This window comes from Alteromonas sp. KUL17, from assembly GCF_006538305.1.
Taxonomy (GTDB): domain Bacteria; phylum Pseudomonadota; class Gammaproteobacteria; order Enterobacterales; family Alteromonadaceae; genus Alteromonas; species Alteromonas macleodii.
This window is the reverse complement of sequence record NZ_BJKJ01000016.1, coordinates 53,539-74,745: the sequence shown is the minus strand read 5'-3', so window position 1 is coordinate 74,745 and position 21,207 is coordinate 53,539. Positions and strand designations below refer to the sequence as shown.

Here is a 21,207-nt window from a genome sequence, read left to right as displayed (position 1 = left end):
CGCGCCATGTTGAAAAAGATAATAAGTACATGAGTTTAGATCTCCAACATTACCCAACGCTTGCGCTTGCGCAAACACCCGATAAATTGAGGCAGTTGCCCCAAGACAAATTACGCGAGCTTGCCGATGAGTTGCGTGAGTACTTACTTAACAGCGTAAGCCAAACCAGTGGGCACTTTGCATCTGGATTAGGCACAGTGGAACTGACCGTCGCTTTGCACTATGTGTACGACACCCCCTTCGATCGACTGCTGTGGGATGTAGGTCACCAAGCTTATCCGCACAAAATCCTTACAGGCCGTGCAGAGCGCATGAGTACCATTCGCCAAAAGAATGGTCTGCACCCTTTCCCATGGCCGCCTGAGAGCGACTACGACACCTTTGCAGTCGGTCATTCGTCTACATCGATTAGTGCAGGGCTGGGCATGGCTGTGGCTGCCGAAAAAGAAGGCAAAAACAGAAAGGTTGTAGCGGTAATTGGCGACGGTGCAATGACCGCTGGTATGGCGTTTGAAGCCCTTAATCACGCTGGTGATATCAAGAAAGACATGGTAGTTGTACTTAACGACAACGAAATGTCTATTTCTGAAAACGTAGGGGCGTTGAACAGTCACTTAGCTCGCTTGCTTACAGGCAACTTTTTCAACTCTATACGCGATGGCGGCAAAAAGCTGCTAAGCAATGTACCTCCTATTAAGGAGTTTGCCAGCCGTGCAGAAGAACACATTAAAGGCATGGTTGTCCCGGGCACGATATTTGAAGAGCTTGGCTTTAACTACATTGGCCCTATCGATGGCCACGACGTAAATGGTGTTGTCGATACGCTACGCAATATGCGCAAGTTTGACGGCCCGCAGCTACTTCACGTAGTCACCAAGAAAGGTAAAGGTTACGCGGTTGCTGAAGAAGACCCTATCAAGTTCCACGCGGTACCAAAATTCAATCCGGCTGACAACGCTTTGCCAAAATCTAAGCCTTCAGCCCCTACCTACTCTGCAATCTTTGGGAAATGGCTGTGTGATATGGCGGCACAAGACCCTAAGCTAATGGCGGTAACGCCAGCCATGCGCGAAGGTTCAGGCATGGTTGAGTTTTCTCAGCGTTTTCCAGAGCAGTATTTCGATGTTGCGATTGCTGAACAGCACGCGGTAACCTTTGGCGCAGGCCTTGCCAAAGACGGTATGAATGCGGTTGTTGCTATTTATTCGTCGTTCCTGCAGCGCGCCTATGACCAGCTCATTCACGATGTGGCGATTCAAGACTTACCCGTATTGTTTGCCATTGATAGAGCCGGTATTGTTGGCGCAGATGGCCCTACTCACCAGGGGGCGTTTGATATCGCTTTCCTTCGCTGTATTCCGAATATGGTGGTTATGGCGCCTTCAGATGAAAATGAATGTCGTCAAATGCTCTACACGGGTCACAAGCTACAAAAACCAGCTGCTGTTCGTTACCCTCGCGGTGCTGGCATGGGTGTCACGCCTGACGAAGCTATGACAGAGCTTGAGATTGGTAAATCTCGTACGTGTCGAGAATCATCAAAAGGCAAGTCTGAAAGTATCGCCATTTTAAACTTTGGCTGCCTACTGCCCTACGCGCTTGAAGCTGCAGAGGCGATTGACGCTACCGTTATCGACATGCGTTTCATTAAGCCGTTAGACGGCGACGCAGTATTAAAAGCTGCCAGTGAGCACAGTGCACTTATTACGTTGGAAGACGGCTGTATTATGGGTGGAGCTGGTAGTGCCGTACTAGAACACTTGCAGCAAAATGGCGTATTAAAAGCGGTGAAGATGTTAGGGCTGCCTGATAGTTTCATACTGCAAGGCACACAGCAAGAAATGTACAAAGAGCACGGTTTAGATGCAGAAGGTATTATTGCGGCGGCTAGCAGTTTAAGTGCTAACTAATTAAGCTTTAAAATCATTACTAAGACATTAAAAAGCCCGCTATTTTGCGGGCTTTTTCGTAAATAGTTTGCTCACCGTCAACTGGCTTTCCTTTGAGGTAAGTCTAACAAAATGGCGGCGAATATTCGTAATGAATTAAAACAAAGCCAATGCGGCAGGCCAAAACGCTATTAGTAAATGTAGACAACCGCATGCCATGGCGCCAGCGATAAGATCATCAAGCATAATGCCTGTACCGCCGTGTAAGCGCTTATCTATGATACCTATTGGCCAAGGCTTCAAGATATCGAAAAGCCTGAATAGAACAAAGCCTACAAGTAAAGAGGACGCTGAAATAGGTACAAACAGAAAGGTCACAAACATGCCCGCTATTTCATCCCACACTATAGAGCCATGATCGTGAACCTGCATATCGTCAGCAGTCTTGCCACACAGGTAAATGCCTACAACTGAGAATATCAGCGTAAGCGCGATAAAGGAAATTAGGGAAATCTGGCTACAGGCAATAAGTAGGGGCAACGCAGCAAGTGAGCCAAAGGTTCCCGGCATGAAAGGAATAAGTCCACTGCCAAAACCTAGTGCAAGAAAATGCACGGGATTTTTCATACTCACTCTAGCGCGAAACTCAGCCTGCATGCTTTTTCCTTTTTATCGCTTTTGTCGGACAAATAGGCCGCCTAAAAGGCGTGCTCGTAACCTGACACGTTAACAGGTGTGTACTTTTCGTTGTCTTTGAGCAATGAAAGTGTGCCGTTATGACCGGTTAATTGGCCAATACATGTGGCTTTCACGTTTGTGCTTGCCAACGAGGTTTCAAGACTTCCGCGCTGCTCTTCACTTACAGTGAAAATAAGCTCATAGTCATCGCCTGCAGACAGCGCGTATTCGATAGCTTGCTCAGGTGTAACCGCGCTTGTTAATGCTCGTGACAACGGTAAACGCTCTACATGAACATTTGCACCGCAATTAGACGCTTTTAGGATATGACCTAAATCTGAAATTAAACCATCAGAGATATCAATGCACGACGTTGCAATACGTCGGATAGCTGTGCCCACCGCTACGCGAGGAGTTGGGAAGTAATGACGATTTACCAAGACACCTTTCGCTTCACCGCTTACACTCAGCTTATTTTGCAGGATGTCTAAACCTGCACCTGCGTCACCAAGCGTTCCCGTGACATAAAGCCAATCACCTGGCTTAGCGCCGCTACGCGTTAGCTCAGAACCCGGCGGTATAAAGCCTTGAGCTGTAATCGTGAACGCCATTGGGCCTTTAACCGTATCGCCACCGATAAGCTGTACAGAATAGTACTGAGTTAGCTCATAAAGGCCCGAAACAAAGTCATCTAGCCAAGCTTCGTCCACTTCCGGTAATGACAGAGATAAGCTAATCCACGCTGGCTCTGCGCCCATTGCGGCAAGATCGCTTAAGTTTACCGCCACTGTTTTATACGCAACAGACTTCGCCGGTGCGTCTTTCAAAAAGTGCACACCTGCAACCAGGGTATCTGTGGTAACGGCAAGCTGTTGGTTTTCAGGAACCGTTGTTACAGCACAGTCATCACCAATACCAATAACAACGTCTTTGCGTTTGTGGCCGCTGTTTGAAAAGTAGCGGCCGATAAGATCAAATTCTTTCACGGTAATTTTTAAACCCTTTTAGCGGCAGTCCATGCCGCCACGGTAAGGTTAGTCGCGCTCGTCTTTGCGCAATGTGCGCACTGCTTTGTCCAGTGCACCATTAATGAACTTGTGACTTTCTTCAGCACCAAATGCTTTAGCAAGCTCAATCGCCTCATTAATAATTACGCGGTAAGGGACGTCAATGCGCTCGGTCAGTTCCAGCGTCGCAATGCGCAAGATTGCTTTTTCAATAGCGTCTAACTCTTCAGGCAAACGGCCAAGGTAAGGCTTGATGGTCGCATCAAGTTTGCTTGCGTTGTGTGCAACACCGCGAAGCAAGGCTTGAAAATAGGCCATATCTACCTTTTGCATGTCGTTACTGGTGGCTAGCGCCAGTTCAACCTGCTGAATATCGTTGTGACTCATTTGCCATGAATACACACCTTGCAGGGCGAGTTCACGGGCTTTACGACGAGCTGAAACTTTCACTTAATGTTTACCTTAAAGCTTTTCAACAGCATCGATCACGTTAACCATTTCCAGCGCGCCAAGTGCAGCTTCTGCACCTTTGTTGCCCGCTTTGGTTCCTGAACGCTCGATTGCTTGTTCAATTGAATCTGTTGTAATTACGCCAAATGATACGGGCACACCGTATTCAAGTGAGACTTGCGCAAGACCTTTGTTACACTCGCCTGCTACAAAATCAAAGTGTGGCGTACCACCACGAATAACCGCACCTAGTGCGATTATGGCGTCAAATGACTTTTTCTCAGCTAATTTCTTAGCTACTACAGGTAACTCGTAAGCACCGGGTACACGCACTAGCGTGATATCGTCATCACTCACTTCACCGTGACGCTCTAGTGTATCTAGTGCACCTTCAAGTAAGCTTTCAACTACAAAGCTATTAAAGCGTGATACAACGATAGCAAATTTCTTACCGGTTGCTCTGATATTACCTTCAATTACCTGCATGGATTCATTCCTCGAGAAAAAACGGCGCGAAGTATACCACAACTGCGCCCAAACTAAATCGATTGTTTCTTTAACTTCAACTATTCGTAAACGGGTACATTAGCTTGACTCAATGGGGGAAGGGAGTGCTCGTCGCAAACCCTCTACCGCATGGATTCGGTGGCGGAGCGTACAAGGGTGTATTCACCGCGTGATTGCGACAAGCACGCCCTCTCCACTTTAGTTCCGCCCTACAGCTAAGTACTAGTCGTGCACGTACTCCACTACTTCAAGGCCGTAACCTGAAAGTGCGTGATATTTAATTGGCTTACTAAGAAGACGCATTTTGTGTACGCCCATTGATGCTAGAATTTGACTGCCTACACCAATAGTGCGTGACGATCCCTGCCAGTCAGCGCCAGTCGGGCGCTCGCCTCGGTCTTCTGCGGCAAAGCGGCGTACCTGACTTTCAATATGCTCTTCTTTACCTAATAGCACCAATACGCCACCGTCTTCTGAAATTTTGCGCATGCCATCTGCAAGCGTCATCGAGCGATGAATACCGCGGGTAGACCCAAGAAGATCACTAAACGTATTGTGAAGATGTACACGTACAAGTGTCGGCTCATCTTCTTTAATTTCGCCTTTTTTAAGTGCGAAATGAAGTTGGTTGTCGATGCTGTCTTTAAACGTGTGAAGCTCGAAGTCACCATACTCGGTTGGCATATTGCATTGAGCGACCTTTTGAATGGTGGTTTCGTTGAGATTGCGATATTCAATTAAATCAGCAATGGTGCCGATTTTAAGATTATGTTTTTCAGCAAACTTTTCTAGTTCTGGACGACGGGCCATCGTGCCGTCTTCATTGAGGATTTCTACAATAACCCCAGCAGGCTCTAACCCTGCCAAACGCGGTAAATCTACACCGGCTTCTGTGTGACCTGCGCGGTTTAACACGCCACCGTCTTTAGCAATTAGCGGAAAAATATGACCCGGCTGTACAATGTCTGTCGCTTTCGCGTCTTTCGCTACAGCAGCTTTAATGGTCGTTGCGCGATCTGCCGCCGAAATGCCTGTGGTCACGCCGGTTGCCGCTTCAATAGACACAGTGAAGTTGGTAGAAAACTGTGCTTCGTTTTTATCCACCATAAGCGGAAGATTCAGGGTGCGACAGCGCTCTTGGGTCATGGGTAAACACACTAAACCGCGAGCGTGGGTTACCATAAAGTTAATGGCTTCAGGCGTCACATGCTCTGCCGCCATTATCAGATCGCCTTCATTTTCCCTATCTTCGTCATCCATCAAGATAACCATTTTACCTTGGCGAATGTCTTCAATAATTTCTTGTGTAGTGTTAAATGCCATGTTGTGTGCTTCTTGTAGGGTTATTTTCTTAAAAATCCGTTCTCGGCAAGAAATGCCATGTCAATGCCTTTGCTTTTTGGCTCGGCGGCTTTGTCGCCCAACATCAATCGCTCTAAATAGCGCGCAATAACATCAACCTCTAAGTTCACCGCTGTGCCCACCTTATAGCTCCCCATAATGGTTTCTTGCAACGTATGAGGAATGATCCAAAGCATAAATTCTGCACCGTTAACTTCATTAACTGTCAAGCTGATACCATCAACGGTGATACTGCCTTTATGCGCAATATATTTAGCCAAGGCTTCTGGCGCTTTTACCCAGAACTCTACGTAGTCTGAGTGCTTAATGATTTGTGTAACCTCGCCTACACCATCAACGTGACCGGAAACGATATGACCACCTAAACGGTCGCTTGGACGCATCGCTTTCTCAAGATTCACCGTAGAGCCTGCGCTGTAATGTGCAAACCCCGTTAATTTGATGGTCTCTGCCGACACATCTGCACAATAATAATCGGGGCCCATATCAGTAACGGTTAAGCAAACACCATTGGTCGCAATACTGTCGCCGAGTGCGACATCAGACATATCAAGCGTAGGCGATGAAACGGTAAGTCGAATATCGTTGCCTCGGTTATCAAGCTTTTTAATTGTACCTAGCGCTTGAATAATTCCAGTAAACATAAAGTTCCTCTTTAATCGCGTTAACCACGGGTGTTGCTAACATCAGGACGGAAGATAAGCTTAATATCGTTACCCACTTGACGATTTTCAATAAGCGAAAGCGAAATACATTCATTTAGCGACGTGAACGCGGGTAAATTAACCATACTGACTCCCTTATCACCTAAAAGCTTAGGCGCTTGGTAGCAAATAAGTTCATCCACCAGCCCTTCTTGCAATAATGCACCGGCAAGGCCAGGGCCTGCTTCCACCCAGACTTCATTGTATTGCTTGTCACCCAATGCTGACATTAGCGCATGTAAGTCGAGCTTACCGTCTTTTTCGTCCAGTTGGAGATAGTGCTGAGTAGCGGTGTCTGGGTGAGCCTGTAACGTCGCCGTGAACGTAATATTGCCGTCGTTAAAAAGTGTGTAGTCTCTAGTAAGCTTACTTTTGCTATCTACAACCACACGGGCTGGCTGGCGGATATGATCTAGTGGATAGTTTTCAAACTGAGCCTCTTTTTCACGAACTAAGAGGCTAGGGTTATCGGCTTTCACCGTACCTGAGCCTGTGAGCACCACGCAACTTTGTGCACGATACTGTTGCACATCCCGCCTTGCTTCTGCACCAGTAATCCACTGACTCACCCCATTTTGAAGGGCTATTTTTCCATCTAGGCTAATGCCTAATTTCACGCGAACAAAGGGCTTACCAGTAAGCATGCGTTTAATAAACCCGGGGTTTAGCGCTGCGGCCTCAGCAGCCATCACTTCGCTTACCACCTCGATGCCTGCTTCCTGCAGAATGCTAATACCGTTACCGCATACGTTTGGATTCGGGTCGGTCATAGCAATAACAACGCGCGCTACCTTTGCTTCTACCAAGGCAACAGCACAAGGCGGTGTGCGCCCAAAATGACTACAAGGTTCAAGTGTAACGTATGCCGTCGCGCCCTTTGCGCCCTGCGGACGTGCGTTAGATGCATGTCTTAATGCATGCACTTCGGCATGGGGTGTACCAGCTTGAATGTGATATCCCTGACCGAGCAATTGATTGTTTTCGCCAACAATTACACAGCCTACGCGAGGGTTAGGAGAAGTGGTAAAACGCCCTTGTTGGGCAAGCTGAATGGCTTTTGCCATCCAAAAATAATCGTTTTTAACCGTATCGTGGTTCACTTGGATTCCTGTTGTAGCCCTAAGTGTCTGATGTTTGAGAGGTCGCCGACTTAATCTCCTAATCGCGCAATCTCTTCTCCGAATTCACGAATATCTTCGAAAGAGCGATAAACGGAGGCGAACCGGACATAAGCAACTTTGTCGAGTTCTTTGAGGGCTTTCATAATTAGGTTGCCGAGCAGTTCACTGCTCACTTCACGTTCACCGGTTGCGCGCAACTGTGACTTAAGTGAAAGGATACATTGTTCAACTTTTTCTGTGCTCACAGGGCGCTTTTCGAGTGCGCGTTGCAAGCCTGCACGAAGTTTATCTTCGTTAAACGGCTCACGAGAACCATCGCGTTTAATAACGCGAGGCATCACGAGCTCGGCATTTTCAAAGGTCGTGAAGCGCTCGTGACACACCATACATTCACGGCGTCTACGCACCTGTTGCCCTTCTGCAACCAAACGAGAATCAATGACTTTTGTTTCTTGTTCTGAACAAAACGGGCAAAACATGAATAATCCTTAAATATTGCGTACTTAGGTATCTAAATTGAACCTAGACTAGTTAGTCCAGCATTAGTACCAAAGTACGCAATAAAACACAAACCTATTTATTTATAAACAGGGAATTGTGCGCAAAGTGCTACCACTTCGTCTTGAACGCGTTTGATAACAGACTCATCGCCCATGTTATCTAGAATGTCGCAAATCCATGTTGCAACTTGCTTAGCTTGTTCTTCTTTGAAACCACGGCGAGTAATCGCTGGGCTACCAATACGAAGACCGCTGGTTACAAACGGTGAACGCGGGTCATTTGGCACTGAGTTTTTGTTTACCGTAATATTTGCGGCACCAAGTGCTGCGTCAGCATCTTTACCGGTAATGTCCTTGTCGATAAGGTCAAGAAGGAACAAGTGGTTGTCAGTACCGCCAGAAACGATGTTATAACCGCGCTCTTGCATTACAGAAACCATAGCTTTCGCATTTGCAACAACCTGCTGCTGATACACTTTAAATTCTGGCTGTAGGGCTTCTTTGAATGCAACCGCTTTAGCTGCGATCACGTGGCAAAGAGGGCCACCTTGGTTGCCTGGGAATACAGAGCTGTTTAGCTTTTTGTAAATCGCTTCATCCCCGCATGAAGAAAGGATTAAACCACTACGTGGGCCAGCAAGGGTTTTATGAGTAGTCGTTGTTACCACGTGAGCGTGAGGAAGCGGGTTTGGATAAACGCCCGCAGCTACAAGACCTGCTACGTGCGCCATATCTACGAGCAAGTAAGCGCCAACGCTATCAGCGATTTCACGGAATTTTGCCCAATCAACAATGCCAGAATACGCAGAGAAACCACCGATAATCATTTTCGGCTTGTGCTCTTTAGCAAGTGCCTCAACCTGAGCGTAATCGATTTCACCGGTTTCTTTGTTCAGACCATACTGAACAGCATTGTAGGTTTTACCAGAGAAGTTTACGTGTGAACCGTGAGTAAGGTGACCACCTTCAGAAAGGCTCATTCCTAATACCGTATCGCCTGCGTCAAGTAGTGCCATGAATACGGCAGAGTTAGCTTGTGAACCAGCGTGCGGTTGAACGTTCGCGTAGTCTGCACCGAATAGTGCTTTTGCACGATCGATAGCAAGTTGTTCAACAACGTCTACGTGCTCACAACCACCATAGTAACGCTTGCCTGGGTAGCCTTCCGCGTACTTGTTAGTAAGCTGCGAACCCTGTGCTTCCATTACACGTGGGCTACAGTAGTTCTCAGAGGCAATTAGCTCTATGTGATGTTCTTGACGCTCAACCTCTTTAGACATTGCATCGGCTAATTCAGGATCGAAGTCAGCTATATTCATTTCGCGAGAAAACATGGGGGCTCCTTAACTGCGGTTTTTATATGGCGTTACGCACTGATTGCTCAAATTCGAGCCATATTCTAGTCATTTTCGGGGGCTTGTATACCGCTTTGTGACCAAATTAATATAAATGGCGCAGGTTTAACGAAATACCTGCGCCAGCGCGAGATCAGACCTGTTTTTCCAGGGCTTTAACACGGTCAAATAAACTACCAATTTTGGCAAGGCGAACCGTATTTTTGCGCCAGTCACGGTTGGTTTGTGCTGGCTGGCCAGAAGAATAAACACCCGGTTCAGTGATATCTTGTACAATCATGGTATAGCCAGTCACCTGAACATTATCGCAAATGCTAATGTGACCATTAATGCCCACTCCACCACCGATAATAACGTGCTTGCCGATATGACAGCTACCAGCAATTCCTGTAGCGCCGCAAATACAAGAGTGATCACCAATAATACAGTTGTGGCCAATTTGTACTTGGTTATCGATAATAACGTTAGTGCCTAAAATCGTATCTTCCATGGCGCCGCGGTCAATGCTGCTGCTTGCGCCAATCTGACTGTCGTCACCAATGCGAACCGACCCTGTTTGTGGAATAGGGATCCAAACGCCTTTATCATTTGCGTAACCAAAGCCTGCCGCACCAATAACTGTTTGGCTATGAATTGTCACGCGCTTACCAATCACAACGTCATGATAGATAGTTACGTTCGGGTGAATGGTACAGCCTTCACCAATATGGGTACCTCTACGAATAACCGTATTCGCGCCTACAGTAACTCTATCGCCTAAAACCACGTTCTCTTCAATGATTACATTGTGGCCTAGCGATACATCACTGCCGATGCGGGCAGATGGCGCAATAACCGCTGTCTCAGCAATACCTGTCGCTACCGCTGGAGTAGTATCAAACAACTGAGCGATAAGGGCGAACGCTGCATGAGGGTTTGCCACAACCAACGCTGGAACTGGGCTATCATCTTTTAAGTTTTTGTGCAGAATTACCGCACCAGCCTGAGTATCTTTTAACTGCGGCTTGTATTTAGGATTTGTTAGAAACGAAATTTGGTGCGATGCTGCACCGGATAACGTACCTACTGCAGAGATAGTAATGTTTCCATCGCCCTGCACTTCCCCACTTACATGTTTGGCAAGCTCTTCCAGACTGTATGTGCGTTTACTCATAGCGGTCATCATAATTACCTGTTCAGAGATATGAATAGTATTGAGTCTATCGCTCTGGGCTCTTTTGATTTGCTTACAAACTCACCCAGGAGCACAAGTTTACTCGTTCTTATAAATTACTTATTTTTATAAAACTAAGTTTACCTTAAATCGCCTCGTCAACCGACGCATAAATCAATCTTTTTGGCATGAGCGCTCAAAATATCACCAGCCATGAAAACACCAAGCGTAAGTGACATTGGGCTGTTGACCTTTTCTGTACATCAAAGGTCAACAGCCCCTAGCATAAACTACCCTGTTACGAGTAGAATACGCCCAATTAGGACTTTATTATTTTTCACCGCTTTTTCAGCGAGGATAGAGCATGGCTCAATACGTTTACAGTATGCATCGCGTGGGCAAAATCGTCCCACCAAACAGACACATTTTAAAAAATATCTCTCTTAGCTTTTTCCCTGGTGCCAAAATTGGTGTGCTAGGTCTAAACGGTGCGGGTAAATCAACCCTACTTCGCATTATGGCTGGCGTAGATACCGATATTGAAGGTGAAGCGCGCCCTCAGCCGGGATTAAAAGTGGGCTACCTTCCGCAGGAACCTCAGCTTGATGAAACAAAAGACGTTCGCGGCAATATTGAAGAAGCCGTAGCTGACGTAAAACACGCATTGACTCGCCTAGATGAAGTGTACGCAGCCTATGCAGAAGCGGATGCTGATTTTGACGCCCTTGCAAAAGAGCAAGGTGAGCTTGAAGCCATTATTCAAGCCAAAGACGGTCACAACCTAGAAAACGCTCTAGAGCGTGCCGCTGATGCACTTCGCCTTCCAGCGTGGGATGCAGATGTAAGTAAACTATCAGGTGGTGAACGACGCCGCGTGGCGCTGTGTCGCCTGCTTCTAGAGAAGCCTGAAATGTTGCTTCTAGACGAACCAACTAACCACTTGGACGCAGAATCAGTTGCATGGCTAGAGCGCTTCCTTCACGATTATGAAGGCACCGTGGTCGCTATTACCCACGATAGATACTTCCTTGATAACGTTGCAGGTTGGATTTTAGAACTTGACCGTGGTGAAGGTATTCCGTGGGAAGGTAACTACTCTTCTTGGTTGGAGCAAAAAGAAAACCGACTTGAGCAAGAAGAGCGTACCGAAACGGCGCGTATGAAGAGCATGAAACAGGAACTTGAGTGGGTACGCTCAAACCCGAAAGGTCGTCATGCTAAAAGTAAAGCTCGTATGGCCCGCTTTGAAGAACTATCTACCAGCGATTACCAAAAGCGTAATGAAACCAATGAGCTTTTCATTCCACCAGGTGAACGCTTGGGTGACAAGGTTATTGAAGTAAGCAACCTTAAAAAGTCGTATGGCGATCGCGTACTTATCGACGACTTAACGTTTAAAGTACCAAAGGGTGCCATTGTAGGTATCGTAGGCCCTAACGGCGCGGGTAAATCAACCTTGTTCAGAATGCTTACCGGTGCTGAGCAACCTGATTCAGGCACCATCGATTTAGGTGAAACCGTTCAAATTGCTGCGGTAGAACAGTTCCGCGACCACATGAACGAAAATAACACCGTGTGGAAAGAAATTTCTGACGAACAAGACATTATTCGCATTGGTAACTTTGAAATTAACAGCCGCGCCTACTGCAGCCGTTTTAACTTTAAAGGCACCGACCAGCAGAAGTTCATCAAAGACTTGTCAGGTGGTGAGCGTAACCGTGTTCACCTTGCGAAACTACTTAAAGCAGGCGGTAACGTATTGCTACTGGATGAGCCAACCAACGACCTAGACGTAGAAACACTTCGCGCCTTGGAAAACGCGTTGTTGGAGTTCCCAGGCTGTGCCATGGTTATCTCGCACGACCGTTGGTTCCTAGACCGTGTAGCAACACACATCATGGATTACCGCGATGAAGGTAACATCAACTTCTTCGAAGGTAACTACTCAGACTACGAAAGCTGGTTGAAGCAAGAATTTGGACAAGATGTGGTTGAACCGCACCGCCTTAAATATAAGCGTATGTCTAAATAACACAAATTCAGAGATGTAAGATCTGTATCTCTGCTTTACGCCTAAAGCCGCTATCGCTGATAGCGGCTTTTTTATTTGTTCGCTTTTCATTGCGAACCCACGCAAATTAGCCAATACTAATACCAGTCCGCATAGGTCATTACCCACTCAGTGGGCAATTATCTACGCGGACTGGTATAACAGCGTTAATGATAACTGGGTATTTGAAAAATGACGGATAAGCGCCAATTTCAACGGGTGTCACTGAATGTAAATGGCACACTGGCACACAATGACATTAGTATTGATGTGGTAGTCAGCGACGTATCGCTTCAAGGCATTAAACTTCAAGCTACCGAAACGGCGTTGTCACACTTACCCTTCGACAGTCACGACCCTTACACTGCTACCTTCCAAGCAAATGAAGACAGTCCTGTAATAACCCTTTCTATTTCGCAGTTGTATCGTCATGCCGACAGTAGAAAAGAACGGGTTTCATTAGGCTGTAAAGTTGAACGAATGGATGTAGACAGCATTAGCGCCCTTCGTCGTTTAATTACTTTAAACAGCGACGACGCCAGTATTGAAGAGAAAGACCTGAATGCGTTAGTTAATGCGGTTTATCAGGCGCCACATTAACCTCTAAAAAACGCGTTTCACTCGTTTAATGCAGGAAAGGCCCATTTAATAGGCCTTTCAATTTAACAGGCACCGTCAACACTTTACTTAAATGTTGAGCCTTTCTCATTACTCAAGCGCGTCTAACGCCTCAGATAAGCGCGCTACCGGTACCACTTTCATACCATTGATGGCTTGCTTAGGCGCATTGGCTTTTGGCACGATCGCCCGCTTAAAACCATGTTTCGCTGCCTCGATAATGCGTTCCGTTCCGTTAGGAACCGGGCGAATCTCGCCGGCTAGCCCGACTTCGCCGAATACAATTAAATCTCTGGGCAGCGAGCGATTTCTAAAACTTGAAATCATGGCCAATAATAAGGCTAAGTCTGCACTGGTCTCTGATACTCTTACACCGCCTACCACGTTGACAAAAACGTCTTGATCGTTCATTTGCACATTGCCATGGCGATGCAAAACCGCGAGCAGCATCGACAAACGGTTCTGATCCAACCCTACAGCGATTCGCCTTGGGTTCGACATCTGCGAATAGTCTACCAACGCCTGTATTTCTACAAGTAACGGGCGGGTGCCCTCCCAGATAACCATAACGCTAGACCCTGGCGTTTCATTGTCACCTCGACTTAAGAATATGGCCGATGGGTTGCTTACCTCTTTAAGGCCTTTTTCTGTCATGGCAAACACGCCGAGCTCATTTACCGCACCAAAGCGGTTTTTATGGCTTCGAAGCGTACGGTAGCGACCATCACTTTCTCCTTCCAGCATCATAGAGCTGTCGATACAGTGCTCAAGAACTTTCGGACCCGCCAAGTTACCGTCTTTCGTTACATGGCCAACAATGAACATAGCAATATGATTTTGCTTGGCAAAGCGCGTTAAATACGCCGCGCTTTCTCGTACTTGCGACACACTGCCTGGCGCAGACTGAACGTCTGACACGTGCATCACCTGAATAGAGTCGATAACCATAATTTTAGGCTTTTTCGTAAGGGCTAAATCGCAGATAGTTTCCACGTTTGTTTCGGCTAACATCATCAGCTTGTCGTCAGGTAGATTTAAGCGCTTTGCTCGCATGGCGACTTGCTGAAGCGACTCTTCCCCCGTGACATAAAGCGCGGTTTCACTTTTTGCCATCTGACACATTACTTGAAGCAGAAGCGTACTCTTGCCTGCACCTGGCGATCCACCAATTAACATAGCTGCCCCAGGGACTATCCCGCCCCCTAGCACTCTATCTAGCTCTTTAAATGTTGACGAGAATCGCGGTAGTGATTCGAGATCTATTGCATTTAATGTCTCAATTTTGGCAGCGGTTTGCCCAGCATAGCCTGACGTGGTTTGGCGTGCGACACTTTTGGCACTTGCAACCACAAACTCACTTATCGTATTCCACGCTTTACACTCCGAACATTGACCTTGCCAGCGAGGGAACTCTGCACCGCAGTCAGAACACACATAAGCAGTTTTACGTTTTGCCATATTCCAGTTTTATCCATTGCTTAAAAAGAGTATTCTAACACTTAACAACGGTGAAATAAGCACAAACCTAAGGTCAGTTCTCCTTCAGTAAAACTGGTACAAAAGTATAACGACTTTACGGGTTAATGAGTTTTGCTGATTTGCCGATAACAACTAAAATAATGATACTAAACAACAAAGTTGCGCATTCATGAGTCAAGATTTAAAGCAATATGCTGATATTATTGAACAGCTAAAGCCCATGGTTAATGAGCCTGAGTTTAACCAGGTATTGCTTCAAACTGCATCTGATGTGCCGAAAGAAAAGCGCTTCCTCATCAAAATGGAAGTGAAACGCCTAGCCAAACCCTGTATGCGCACCATAGACTTGCGTGGTCATGTTGACGGAAAGTGCAATAAATATGTACACGAAGGACGTAGCCATTACATGGATGACGTCGCTGTTGACAAGTTTGAAGAGCAGTTGAGGGTATTTGGCCGATATACTTACGGTGTTTACGAAGCGGTACAAAACACCGAAAACAACTTTCGCTTAATGCGCGAAAAAGAACTCGCACAAGAACGCGCTGATAAAGAAAATCCTGAACTCAAAAAGCGCTCAGCAGTATTGGAGCAGTTTAAAGTTCCTACCGTAAACCTGCTTGATTACAGACAGCGCAACACTGAACGCATGAACTTCGCTGTGGCGGTAGAATTATTTAATAGCGCCAATCAATCAATGCGCGGTTTGAGTGTTGATATATCTCTTGAAGGCTTGCAGGTAAAACTCTCTAAAGACGCGTTTTTCAAAAAAGGAGAAACGCTGTTTATATTCTTTAGGGGCTTAGAGAATGAATTTGCCATGGACAAAAAGAATGGCATTGCATATAAGCTCGTAAAGATAATAACTAAAAACGATGTTAACTATCTTGCCTTGCAACGAGATAAAGAAAAGCCAAGCCCCGCATTCGACAAATTCTTAGAAAGCTTTATACACGGCAATAAACGCCGATATAAAGTTAATATGAGCAATACGATTGAGGCGATTACCAGTAAGATTTGTGAGCAGTACTTTTCGCCGCGTAGCCCCACGCTGCCGGTGTATATAGACGTCATTAATAAAACGCTGGTTCCCCGGTTTGCTATGGTTAACGAAGTGAACCGCGAAACCGTGCAGTATTGGCAAGACGAAGACGATAACTGTCGATTGAACTTCTTACTCACCCAGGAAAGGCTTATGCGCTTATTGCAGAAGTCAGAAGAAGTAAGAGAGATTTTCGTATTTAGTTTTACTCATTTGCAGAACGACAAGGTCTACTTTTACTCAGCGTCTTACGAGGAACTCTTGCAAAAAGACGTACTAACCCGAGTATTTTTAGGGTTTGGCTCTAAAAAAGCGAGTTGGCGGGTATTTAAAATAACCTTAACAGAGGTTGACCCTGAGCAGGCCCATATCCCGCTTTCCATTCCGGATTCTGTAGGTAATAAAGTTAAAAAACTAAACACTCCGCCATCAGCTCGACTAATGTCAAAGCTGAAAAACCTGCGATTCTTGGCACACGTAACCGATGTAACCTCAGTAACAGGGCAAGAGACCTACAACGAGTTTAAGTTTAATCGAGAAAACCTCTCTCATCTGCGAAATTTTGGGCATCCGCGCAATCGCGCTCCTTCGAATGTTCAGGTTGTCAGGTTTAAATATGAAGAGCAACGCATTGAAAGTCGCTATCAGCTGAGAACCCAAATTGAAGCTCGCTTCAATGATGAAGAACTGGTGCACAAAGGGATCAGCGAAGATATTTCGGTGCATGGACTTGGACTTCGTATAGAGTTGAGAAAAGAATATAAAGGTAATTTAGAGGGCAAAGTAGAAGTCGCCTTCCCTCGTCTGCAAGAAATTGCCAGTTCCTTTGATGTCATGCATTTGCAATACGAAATCATTTATCACAACGTCGACAAGAACATTCTTCATTTAAAAACTATGCCGGGCGACGAAGGCAAAAGTGCTAGAAACTTCTTTGAAGAACTGATTAAAAAGAACAAAGGCAGCCTTAAAGTAGAGAACGACGAAGAAGAAGTACCAGGCATGGGACAGGCGCTTCGTTGTATTAATGCGCGAAACGCTACTTCCCTATCCTTCTTAATGAGTAAGGAAGGTGTTCGCTACACTCCACAGGCTTGTATTGTCGGAAAGCAGGACGAACGCATAACCACGCTAACCACGCAATACGCCGAACGTGGGCAAGTGAATTTAGAGTTTCTCTTTAGAGACAGAAAACAAGATATACCTTTTGTACAAAGTGGCATTAAGGCCGTTAAGCTTGAAAATATGCCGTTGCGACAGGAATTATTTATCTCATTCGATGCATCACAAAAAGAGCCGCGAATGGCGATCATTCCTCGCTATTCCGATAAATTCGAAAATAACGAGCAGCGCCGAGCATTTATTAGAGAAGCTATGGTTCGCGGCCAGTTCGTGGCCATTCATATCATGCTAACCACAACCGGCAAGCCAGACATGACCATGCTGCAAACGGAAATCAATTACGTCACCATGTACGCCATGCACCGGGCCCGTGAGCTAGAGAAGAAAATGTGGAGTATTGCAGCGTGCTCTCACCTAGTCGATGTCACAGATGAAGTACTTATAAGATACGGCTTTACAGTGGAAGACATCACGGCAAATAAAACGTTAAAAAGTGCGGTTCAACCTAAAGCTATTGCGCGCAACGCGTAGTGAAATAGCAAAGCCTATCAATTTAAATGAGCCCGTAGGTTAAGACCCATCACGGGAGGATTTTAATCACAAGATTTTGGAAACTTGTGGCTGGTGAAAGGTAACCGATAAAGTGTGAAGCGCTAGTTTTATTGCCCCAAAACTAACGCTTGTATTACAGACTCTCGCTAACTACTTGTCTAGAAAATACAGAAGGCTATGTAAACTGCCAATGCGGATTGCCACATCCGCCTTTTCATTAACCAGTGGCTTACCGTGACACGCCACGCCTAGCGCTGATTCAGCCATCATTACCAAATCGTTAGCTCCATCACCCATAGCAACGGTTTGTTTGGCTGAAATTTGCCACTTCTCGGCAAGGGCGTTTACGGTTCGCGCCTTAACGTCTGCATTGACAATTTCACCCTCTACTTTTCCAGTCAGCTGCTCGTTTTTCACCGCAAGCGTGTTAGAAATGGCAAAATCGAGTCCAAGCCTTGCTTTTAGGTGGTCAGCGAAAAAGGTGAATCCACCTGAGGCGATCGCTAATTTCCAATTATGCTGTTTCAAGTGAGTAAGCAAGGCTTGAATGCCGGGCATGATAGGTATGCTGTCACGAATTTGATTAAGGTGACTAACTGGCACGCCTTCCAAGCAGGCCACTCTATGCGTTAAGCTATCATTAAACGCAATTTCTCCTCGCATTGCCTTAGCGGTAACTTCTGCCACCTGCTCGCCAACACCCGCCAATTTAGCTATTTCATCGATACATTCAATCGAGATGACAGTGCTATCCATGTCCATGACCAGTAGTCCTGGCTCAGACAATGAGGGGCGAGAGCCCTGCAAACCAACATCAACATTATATGCCTTGGATACGTCGCCCAGCAGTGGCTTAATCTGCTCAAGTTCAGTGTTTTGCAAAGCACCTCTAATTTCTATTACATCATCCCCCATTTGCTTGTGTAAATGATGGAAAGCAGCGCTAGAAGGAGTAAACACATCGTTGAGTTTAATTAAAACGCTGTGCAGTAGATAAGGTGTTACAGCTTGACCAATAACGGTTAACGTATGTGAATACGCACTGTCGTTGTGACTATTGCTAACTACATGAGACAAAAAAGAAGCTAAATGGATATCGTCATTATCGATATTATTAAGAAGAGTGTCTTTCATAACGCACACAGAAACTGCGGTGATTGGCAAATGGTGCTCTAATGCTAACCAATTAGGCTAACTAATAAAATATCTCCTTTTAAATTATTTCGAATTATCCTACTGTTAGGCAACCCTCGTGACTTTATGGAAAAGCGAATTGGTAGACGGGCTAAGCAAAGCAGCTTCACAAACAAAGAATGACTCGCATTCGTTGTACACAGTTCTAAAGCGATTGTTCCACACAATAGTAGTGAGTGCGGTGTTTGCTTTGATAGTGGTATTGCTTCTGTTATTCCAACAATACCAAAACGACTGGCTTACCGTTCAAACTCGCTTCTCTGGTGAGAGCATAGCAAGGCAGTATGCAAAACTGCTACAACCTGCCTTTATCGCTGACGCACTTTCGAATCAGGAAACTGAGAACAATGTAGATTCCGCGCTATCTGATACTCTCACTCAACGGGAGTTTATTGAAAGTGTCGCCTCTATTTTGGTCGACGAGCCACACATTCTTGCCTTGTCTGTGTTTGATAAGGACGGGAGGTATATTGCTCCTTTGCCTCAAATTGCCAGTGTGGTGTCGATGAGTCAGTCGCAAAGTGTAACGCCGCTAACCTATGTTGGCGTTATCACTGACGATAATGAAAATTTACTAGGTTATGTGAATATTCACATGAACACGCAGGCTGTCCTCGAGAGTCCACTGACATTGCGTTACCAGCTTGCTCTTATTGCGTGCATTCTCGTCTTTTTAGCGCTCATGCTAGGTATTTACCTAACCCGGGCCTTTTATAAATCTCGCCCATGGTTTATTCAGGTAATCGAATCAAAAAGAAATAAAGAGAAGCGCTAGATAGCTAATTTGGAAGTCTATGCTTCACTTCCAGCATCAATATTGAATAGTCGAGTGTAGTTCGCTGTGGTGGTGGACACTATTTCTTTATGTGACACGTCATAGCGGTCGCTTATAACATCAACGACATCTGATAAATAACGAGGTTCGTTTGCTTCTCCTTGTCTACCGCACATGGGCATATCAGGGGCATCCGTTTCTAAAAGCAATTTATCAATATGGTGTTCTAACAAAAACCCAAGGGTGTTTCGTGTTTTTTGAGCACGCTCATAGGTAATCGTACCGCCTATACCTAGGTAAAACCCTCTTTCAATATACCCTTTGGCCGCTTCAATACTTCCTGAAAAAGCATGTACAACGCCTATACCTTGGTATTTGGTTTGCTTCAATGCTTCAACTAGCAGATGATGACTTTTTCTGTGATGTAAAATTACGGGTAACGATACTTTATCGGCAAGTTTCAAATGGTTATGTAGCGCTTCCTTTTGAAGCGCTAATGGCACGCTTATATGCCCATCGATACCTGTTTCCCCCACGGCTTTTACCGAAGGGTGCAAGTTAGCCGTAGCGTCCTCAAGTTGACGAAGACTCTTCTTGAGTGTTTGCTCTGGCTTTTCAAGCTCACTGCCAGTTAAAAAATAAGGATGGAGTCCAAGCGCAGTATCAATAGATAAAAGGCTTTCATAGCGTTCATTGAGCGCTTGTAACGCCTGCCAAGATTCGGGGGTAATGCTAGGCGCCATGATGCGGGTAAGCCCTGCGGCTTTGGCGCTTTCTAATGCAACTCTAAGATCTTTCTTTTGTGCAAGTAAGTCGAGATGGCAATGACTATCAATCACGGCTTAGATGCCTCCTTGTTACCTATCTCGCCGCACGCTATCTACAAGCTCAATAGTTAAACGGGCTCACATTCTAGAGAAGTGCTTTAGCGAGAACGAAAGGTGAACGTATTCCCTACGGCATTAGGCGCTGTGTTACCCATGCGCCATCTTCAGTTTTGTTGTATTCAAAGCGGTCATGTAGCCTATCTTCTCCACCTTGCCAAAACTCAATTTGATGAGGCACGATTCTGAAACCGCCCCAAAAGTCCGGCACGGGAAGCTCTTTGTTAGCAAACTTATCTTTTAACTGCTTAAACTGGGTCAGTAGAAGCTCCCTGCTGCCAATAGGTTTGCTTTGTTTTGACGCGTACGCTGCTAGCTGACTGTCTTTCGGTCGCGAAAAGAAATAAGCAGCATTCTCAGAAACAGAAAGCTTTTCAACGCTGCCACATACGCGAACCTGACGTTCCATAAAAAACCAGGGAAAGTGGCACGACACTTTAGGGTTTACCGCTAACTCTTGTGCCTTACGGCTGCCTAAGTTAGTGAAAAACACAAAGCCCTTTTCACTGACATCTTTTAACAAAACGATACGCTGAGAGGGTTGGCCGCTGGCATCGACGGTGGCAACCGTCATTGCAGTAGGATCAGGAATTCCGGCGTCTATGGCGTCTTTTAACCATTTATCGAACATGATAAATGGACTTGAAGTAATATCTGACTCACTCAAACTGCCCTTTGAGTACTGCCTGCGCATATCTGAAATTGCCATATACCGATCCTAAAAAGAAGTTGTTGTGCCTGCTAGAGATGTTAAAACCGAGTAAA

The 21,207-nt window shown here is 45.8% G+C and carries 19 protein-coding genes; 5 read left to right on the top strand and 14 right to left on the bottom strand.

All coding sequences use genetic code 11. From position 1 onward, the window contains the following. Positions 1 to 29 precede the first annotated feature (29 nt). Complete coding sequence (gene dxs / locus KUL49_RS14275) at positions 30 to 1,910, top strand: 1-deoxy-D-xylulose-5-phosphate synthase (protein ID WP_014976982.1); 1,881 nt, start codon at positions 30 to 32, stop codon at positions 1,908 to 1,910. Positions 1,911 to 2,045: 135 nt separating this feature from the next. Here the strand turns inward: dxs and KUL49_RS14270 are convergent, their stop codons facing one another. The 10 genes from KUL49_RS14270 to lpxD all read right to left on the bottom strand — a co-directional run bounded on the left by KUL49_RS14270 (position 2,046) and on the right by lpxD (position 10,735). Beyond that, positions 2,046 to 2,546 (bottom strand): phosphatidylglycerophosphatase A, encoded by a 501-nt coding sequence (locus KUL49_RS14270; RefSeq protein WP_014950085.1) that lies wholly within the window; start codon positions 2,544 to 2,546, stop codon positions 2,046 to 2,048. 41 nt (positions 2,547 to 2,587) lie between these two features. Continuing rightward, positions 2,588 to 3,553: a thiamine-phosphate kinase gene (gene thiL / locus KUL49_RS14265; protein ID WP_131137727.1), complete on the bottom strand. Its 966-nt coding sequence runs from the start codon at positions 3,551 to 3,553 to the stop codon at positions 2,588 to 2,590. 48 nt (positions 3,554 to 3,601) lie between these two features. Continuing rightward, positions 3,602 to 4,024 carry a transcription antitermination factor NusB gene (gene nusB, locus KUL49_RS14260; RefSeq protein WP_012518940.1) on the bottom strand — a complete coding sequence of 141 codons (423 nt, stop codon included), beginning with the start codon at positions 4,022 to 4,024 and terminating at the stop codon, positions 3,602 to 3,604. A 12-nt stretch (positions 4,025 to 4,036) separates the two neighbouring features. Continuing rightward, positions 4,037 to 4,510, bottom strand: a complete 474-nt coding sequence (ribE, locus tag KUL49_RS14255; RefSeq protein ID WP_014950088.1) for a 6,7-dimethyl-8-ribityllumazine synthase — start codon at positions 4,508 to 4,510, stop codon at positions 4,037 to 4,039. Between the two features lie 243 nt (positions 4,511 to 4,753). After that, positions 4,754 to 5,854, bottom strand: a complete 1,101-nt coding sequence (gene ribBA, locus KUL49_RS14250; protein WP_014950089.1) for a bifunctional 3,4-dihydroxy-2-butanone-4-phosphate synthase/GTP cyclohydrolase II — start codon at positions 5,852 to 5,854, stop codon at positions 4,754 to 4,756. 20 nt (positions 5,855 to 5,874) lie between these two features. Continuing rightward, a complete protein-coding gene (locus KUL49_RS14245; protein ID WP_014950090.1) occupies positions 5,875 to 6,537 on the bottom strand; it encodes a riboflavin synthase in 663 nt (220 codons plus the stop codon). A gap of 20 nt (positions 6,538 to 6,557) precedes the next feature. Beyond that, positions 6,558 to 7,697 carry a bifunctional diaminohydroxyphosphoribosylaminopyrimidine deaminase/5-amino-6-(5-phosphoribosylamino)uracil reductase RibD gene (gene ribD, locus KUL49_RS14240; protein WP_131137726.1) on the bottom strand — a complete coding sequence of 380 codons (1,140 nt, stop codon included), beginning with the start codon at positions 7,695 to 7,697 and terminating at the stop codon, positions 6,558 to 6,560. Between the two features lie 50 nt (positions 7,698 to 7,747). Then, positions 7,748 to 8,197 carry a transcriptional regulator NrdR gene (nrdR, locus tag KUL49_RS14235; RefSeq protein ID WP_131137725.1) on the bottom strand — a complete coding sequence of 150 codons (450 nt, stop codon included), beginning with the start codon at positions 8,195 to 8,197 and terminating at the stop codon, positions 7,748 to 7,750. 98 nt (positions 8,198 to 8,295) lie between these two features. Beyond that, positions 8,296 to 9,552 carry a serine hydroxymethyltransferase gene (glyA, locus tag KUL49_RS14230; protein ID WP_014950092.1) on the bottom strand — a complete coding sequence of 419 codons (1,257 nt, stop codon included), beginning with the start codon at positions 9,550 to 9,552 and terminating at the stop codon, positions 8,296 to 8,298. Between the two features lie 154 nt (positions 9,553 to 9,706). Further along, positions 9,707 to 10,735: a UDP-3-O-(3-hydroxymyristoyl)glucosamine N-acyltransferase gene (lpxD, locus tag KUL49_RS14225; RefSeq protein WP_014950093.1), complete on the bottom strand. Its 1,029-nt coding sequence runs from the start codon at positions 10,733 to 10,735 to the stop codon at positions 9,707 to 9,709. A 355-nt stretch (positions 10,736 to 11,090) separates the two neighbouring features. Here lpxD and ettA point away from each other — a divergent pair, with 355 nt between their 5' ends. Together ettA and KUL49_RS14215 are read left to right on the top strand one after the other, a co-directional pair. Continuing rightward, a complete protein-coding gene (gene ettA / locus KUL49_RS14220) occupies positions 11,091 to 12,758 on the top strand; it encodes an energy-dependent translational throttle protein EttA (protein ID WP_014950094.1) in 1,668 nt (555 codons plus the stop codon). A 210-nt stretch (positions 12,759 to 12,968) separates the two neighbouring features. Then, positions 12,969 to 13,376, top strand: coding sequence for a PilZ domain-containing protein (locus KUL49_RS14215; protein WP_131137724.1), 408 nt, complete (start codon positions 12,969 to 12,971; stop codon positions 13,374 to 13,376). Positions 13,377 to 13,484: 108 nt separating this feature from the next. On the opposite strand, the gene radA is transcribed toward KUL49_RS14215, so the two are convergent. Then, positions 13,485 to 14,852 (bottom strand): DNA repair protein RadA, encoded by a 1,368-nt coding sequence (gene radA / locus KUL49_RS14210; RefSeq protein WP_014950096.1) that lies wholly within the window; start codon positions 14,850 to 14,852, stop codon positions 13,485 to 13,487. A gap of 190 nt (positions 14,853 to 15,042) precedes the next feature. On the opposite strand from radA, the gene KUL49_RS14205 reads away from it, so the two are divergent. Further along, a complete protein-coding gene (locus KUL49_RS14205) occupies positions 15,043 to 17,568 on the top strand; it encodes a PilZ domain-containing protein (protein ID WP_131137723.1) in 2,526 nt (841 codons plus the stop codon). Positions 17,569 to 17,739: 171 nt separating this feature from the next. On the opposite strand, the gene serB is transcribed toward KUL49_RS14205, so the two are convergent. Beyond that, complete coding sequence (gene serB, locus KUL49_RS14200) at positions 17,740 to 18,723, bottom strand: phosphoserine phosphatase SerB (RefSeq protein ID WP_131137722.1); 984 nt, start codon at positions 18,721 to 18,723, stop codon at positions 17,740 to 17,742. Between the two features lie 118 nt (positions 18,724 to 18,841). On the opposite strand from serB, the gene KUL49_RS14195 reads away from it, so the two are divergent. Next, a complete protein-coding gene (locus tag KUL49_RS14195) occupies positions 18,842 to 19,558 on the top strand; it encodes a hypothetical protein (protein WP_014976990.1) in 717 nt (238 codons plus the stop codon). Positions 19,559 to 19,575: 17 nt separating this feature from the next. Here the strand turns inward: KUL49_RS14195 and KUL49_RS14190 are convergent, their stop codons facing one another. Next, positions 19,576 to 20,397, bottom strand: coding sequence for a TatD family hydrolase (locus KUL49_RS14190; RefSeq protein ID WP_131137721.1), 822 nt, complete (start codon positions 20,395 to 20,397; stop codon positions 19,576 to 19,578). 115 nt (positions 20,398 to 20,512) lie between these two features. Continuing rightward, entirely contained in the window at positions 20,513 to 21,151 is a 639-nt protein-coding gene (gene pdxH / locus KUL49_RS14185; protein ID WP_014979782.1) for a pyridoxamine 5'-phosphate oxidase, read from the bottom strand. Positions 21,152 to 21,207: the final 56 nt, after the last annotated feature.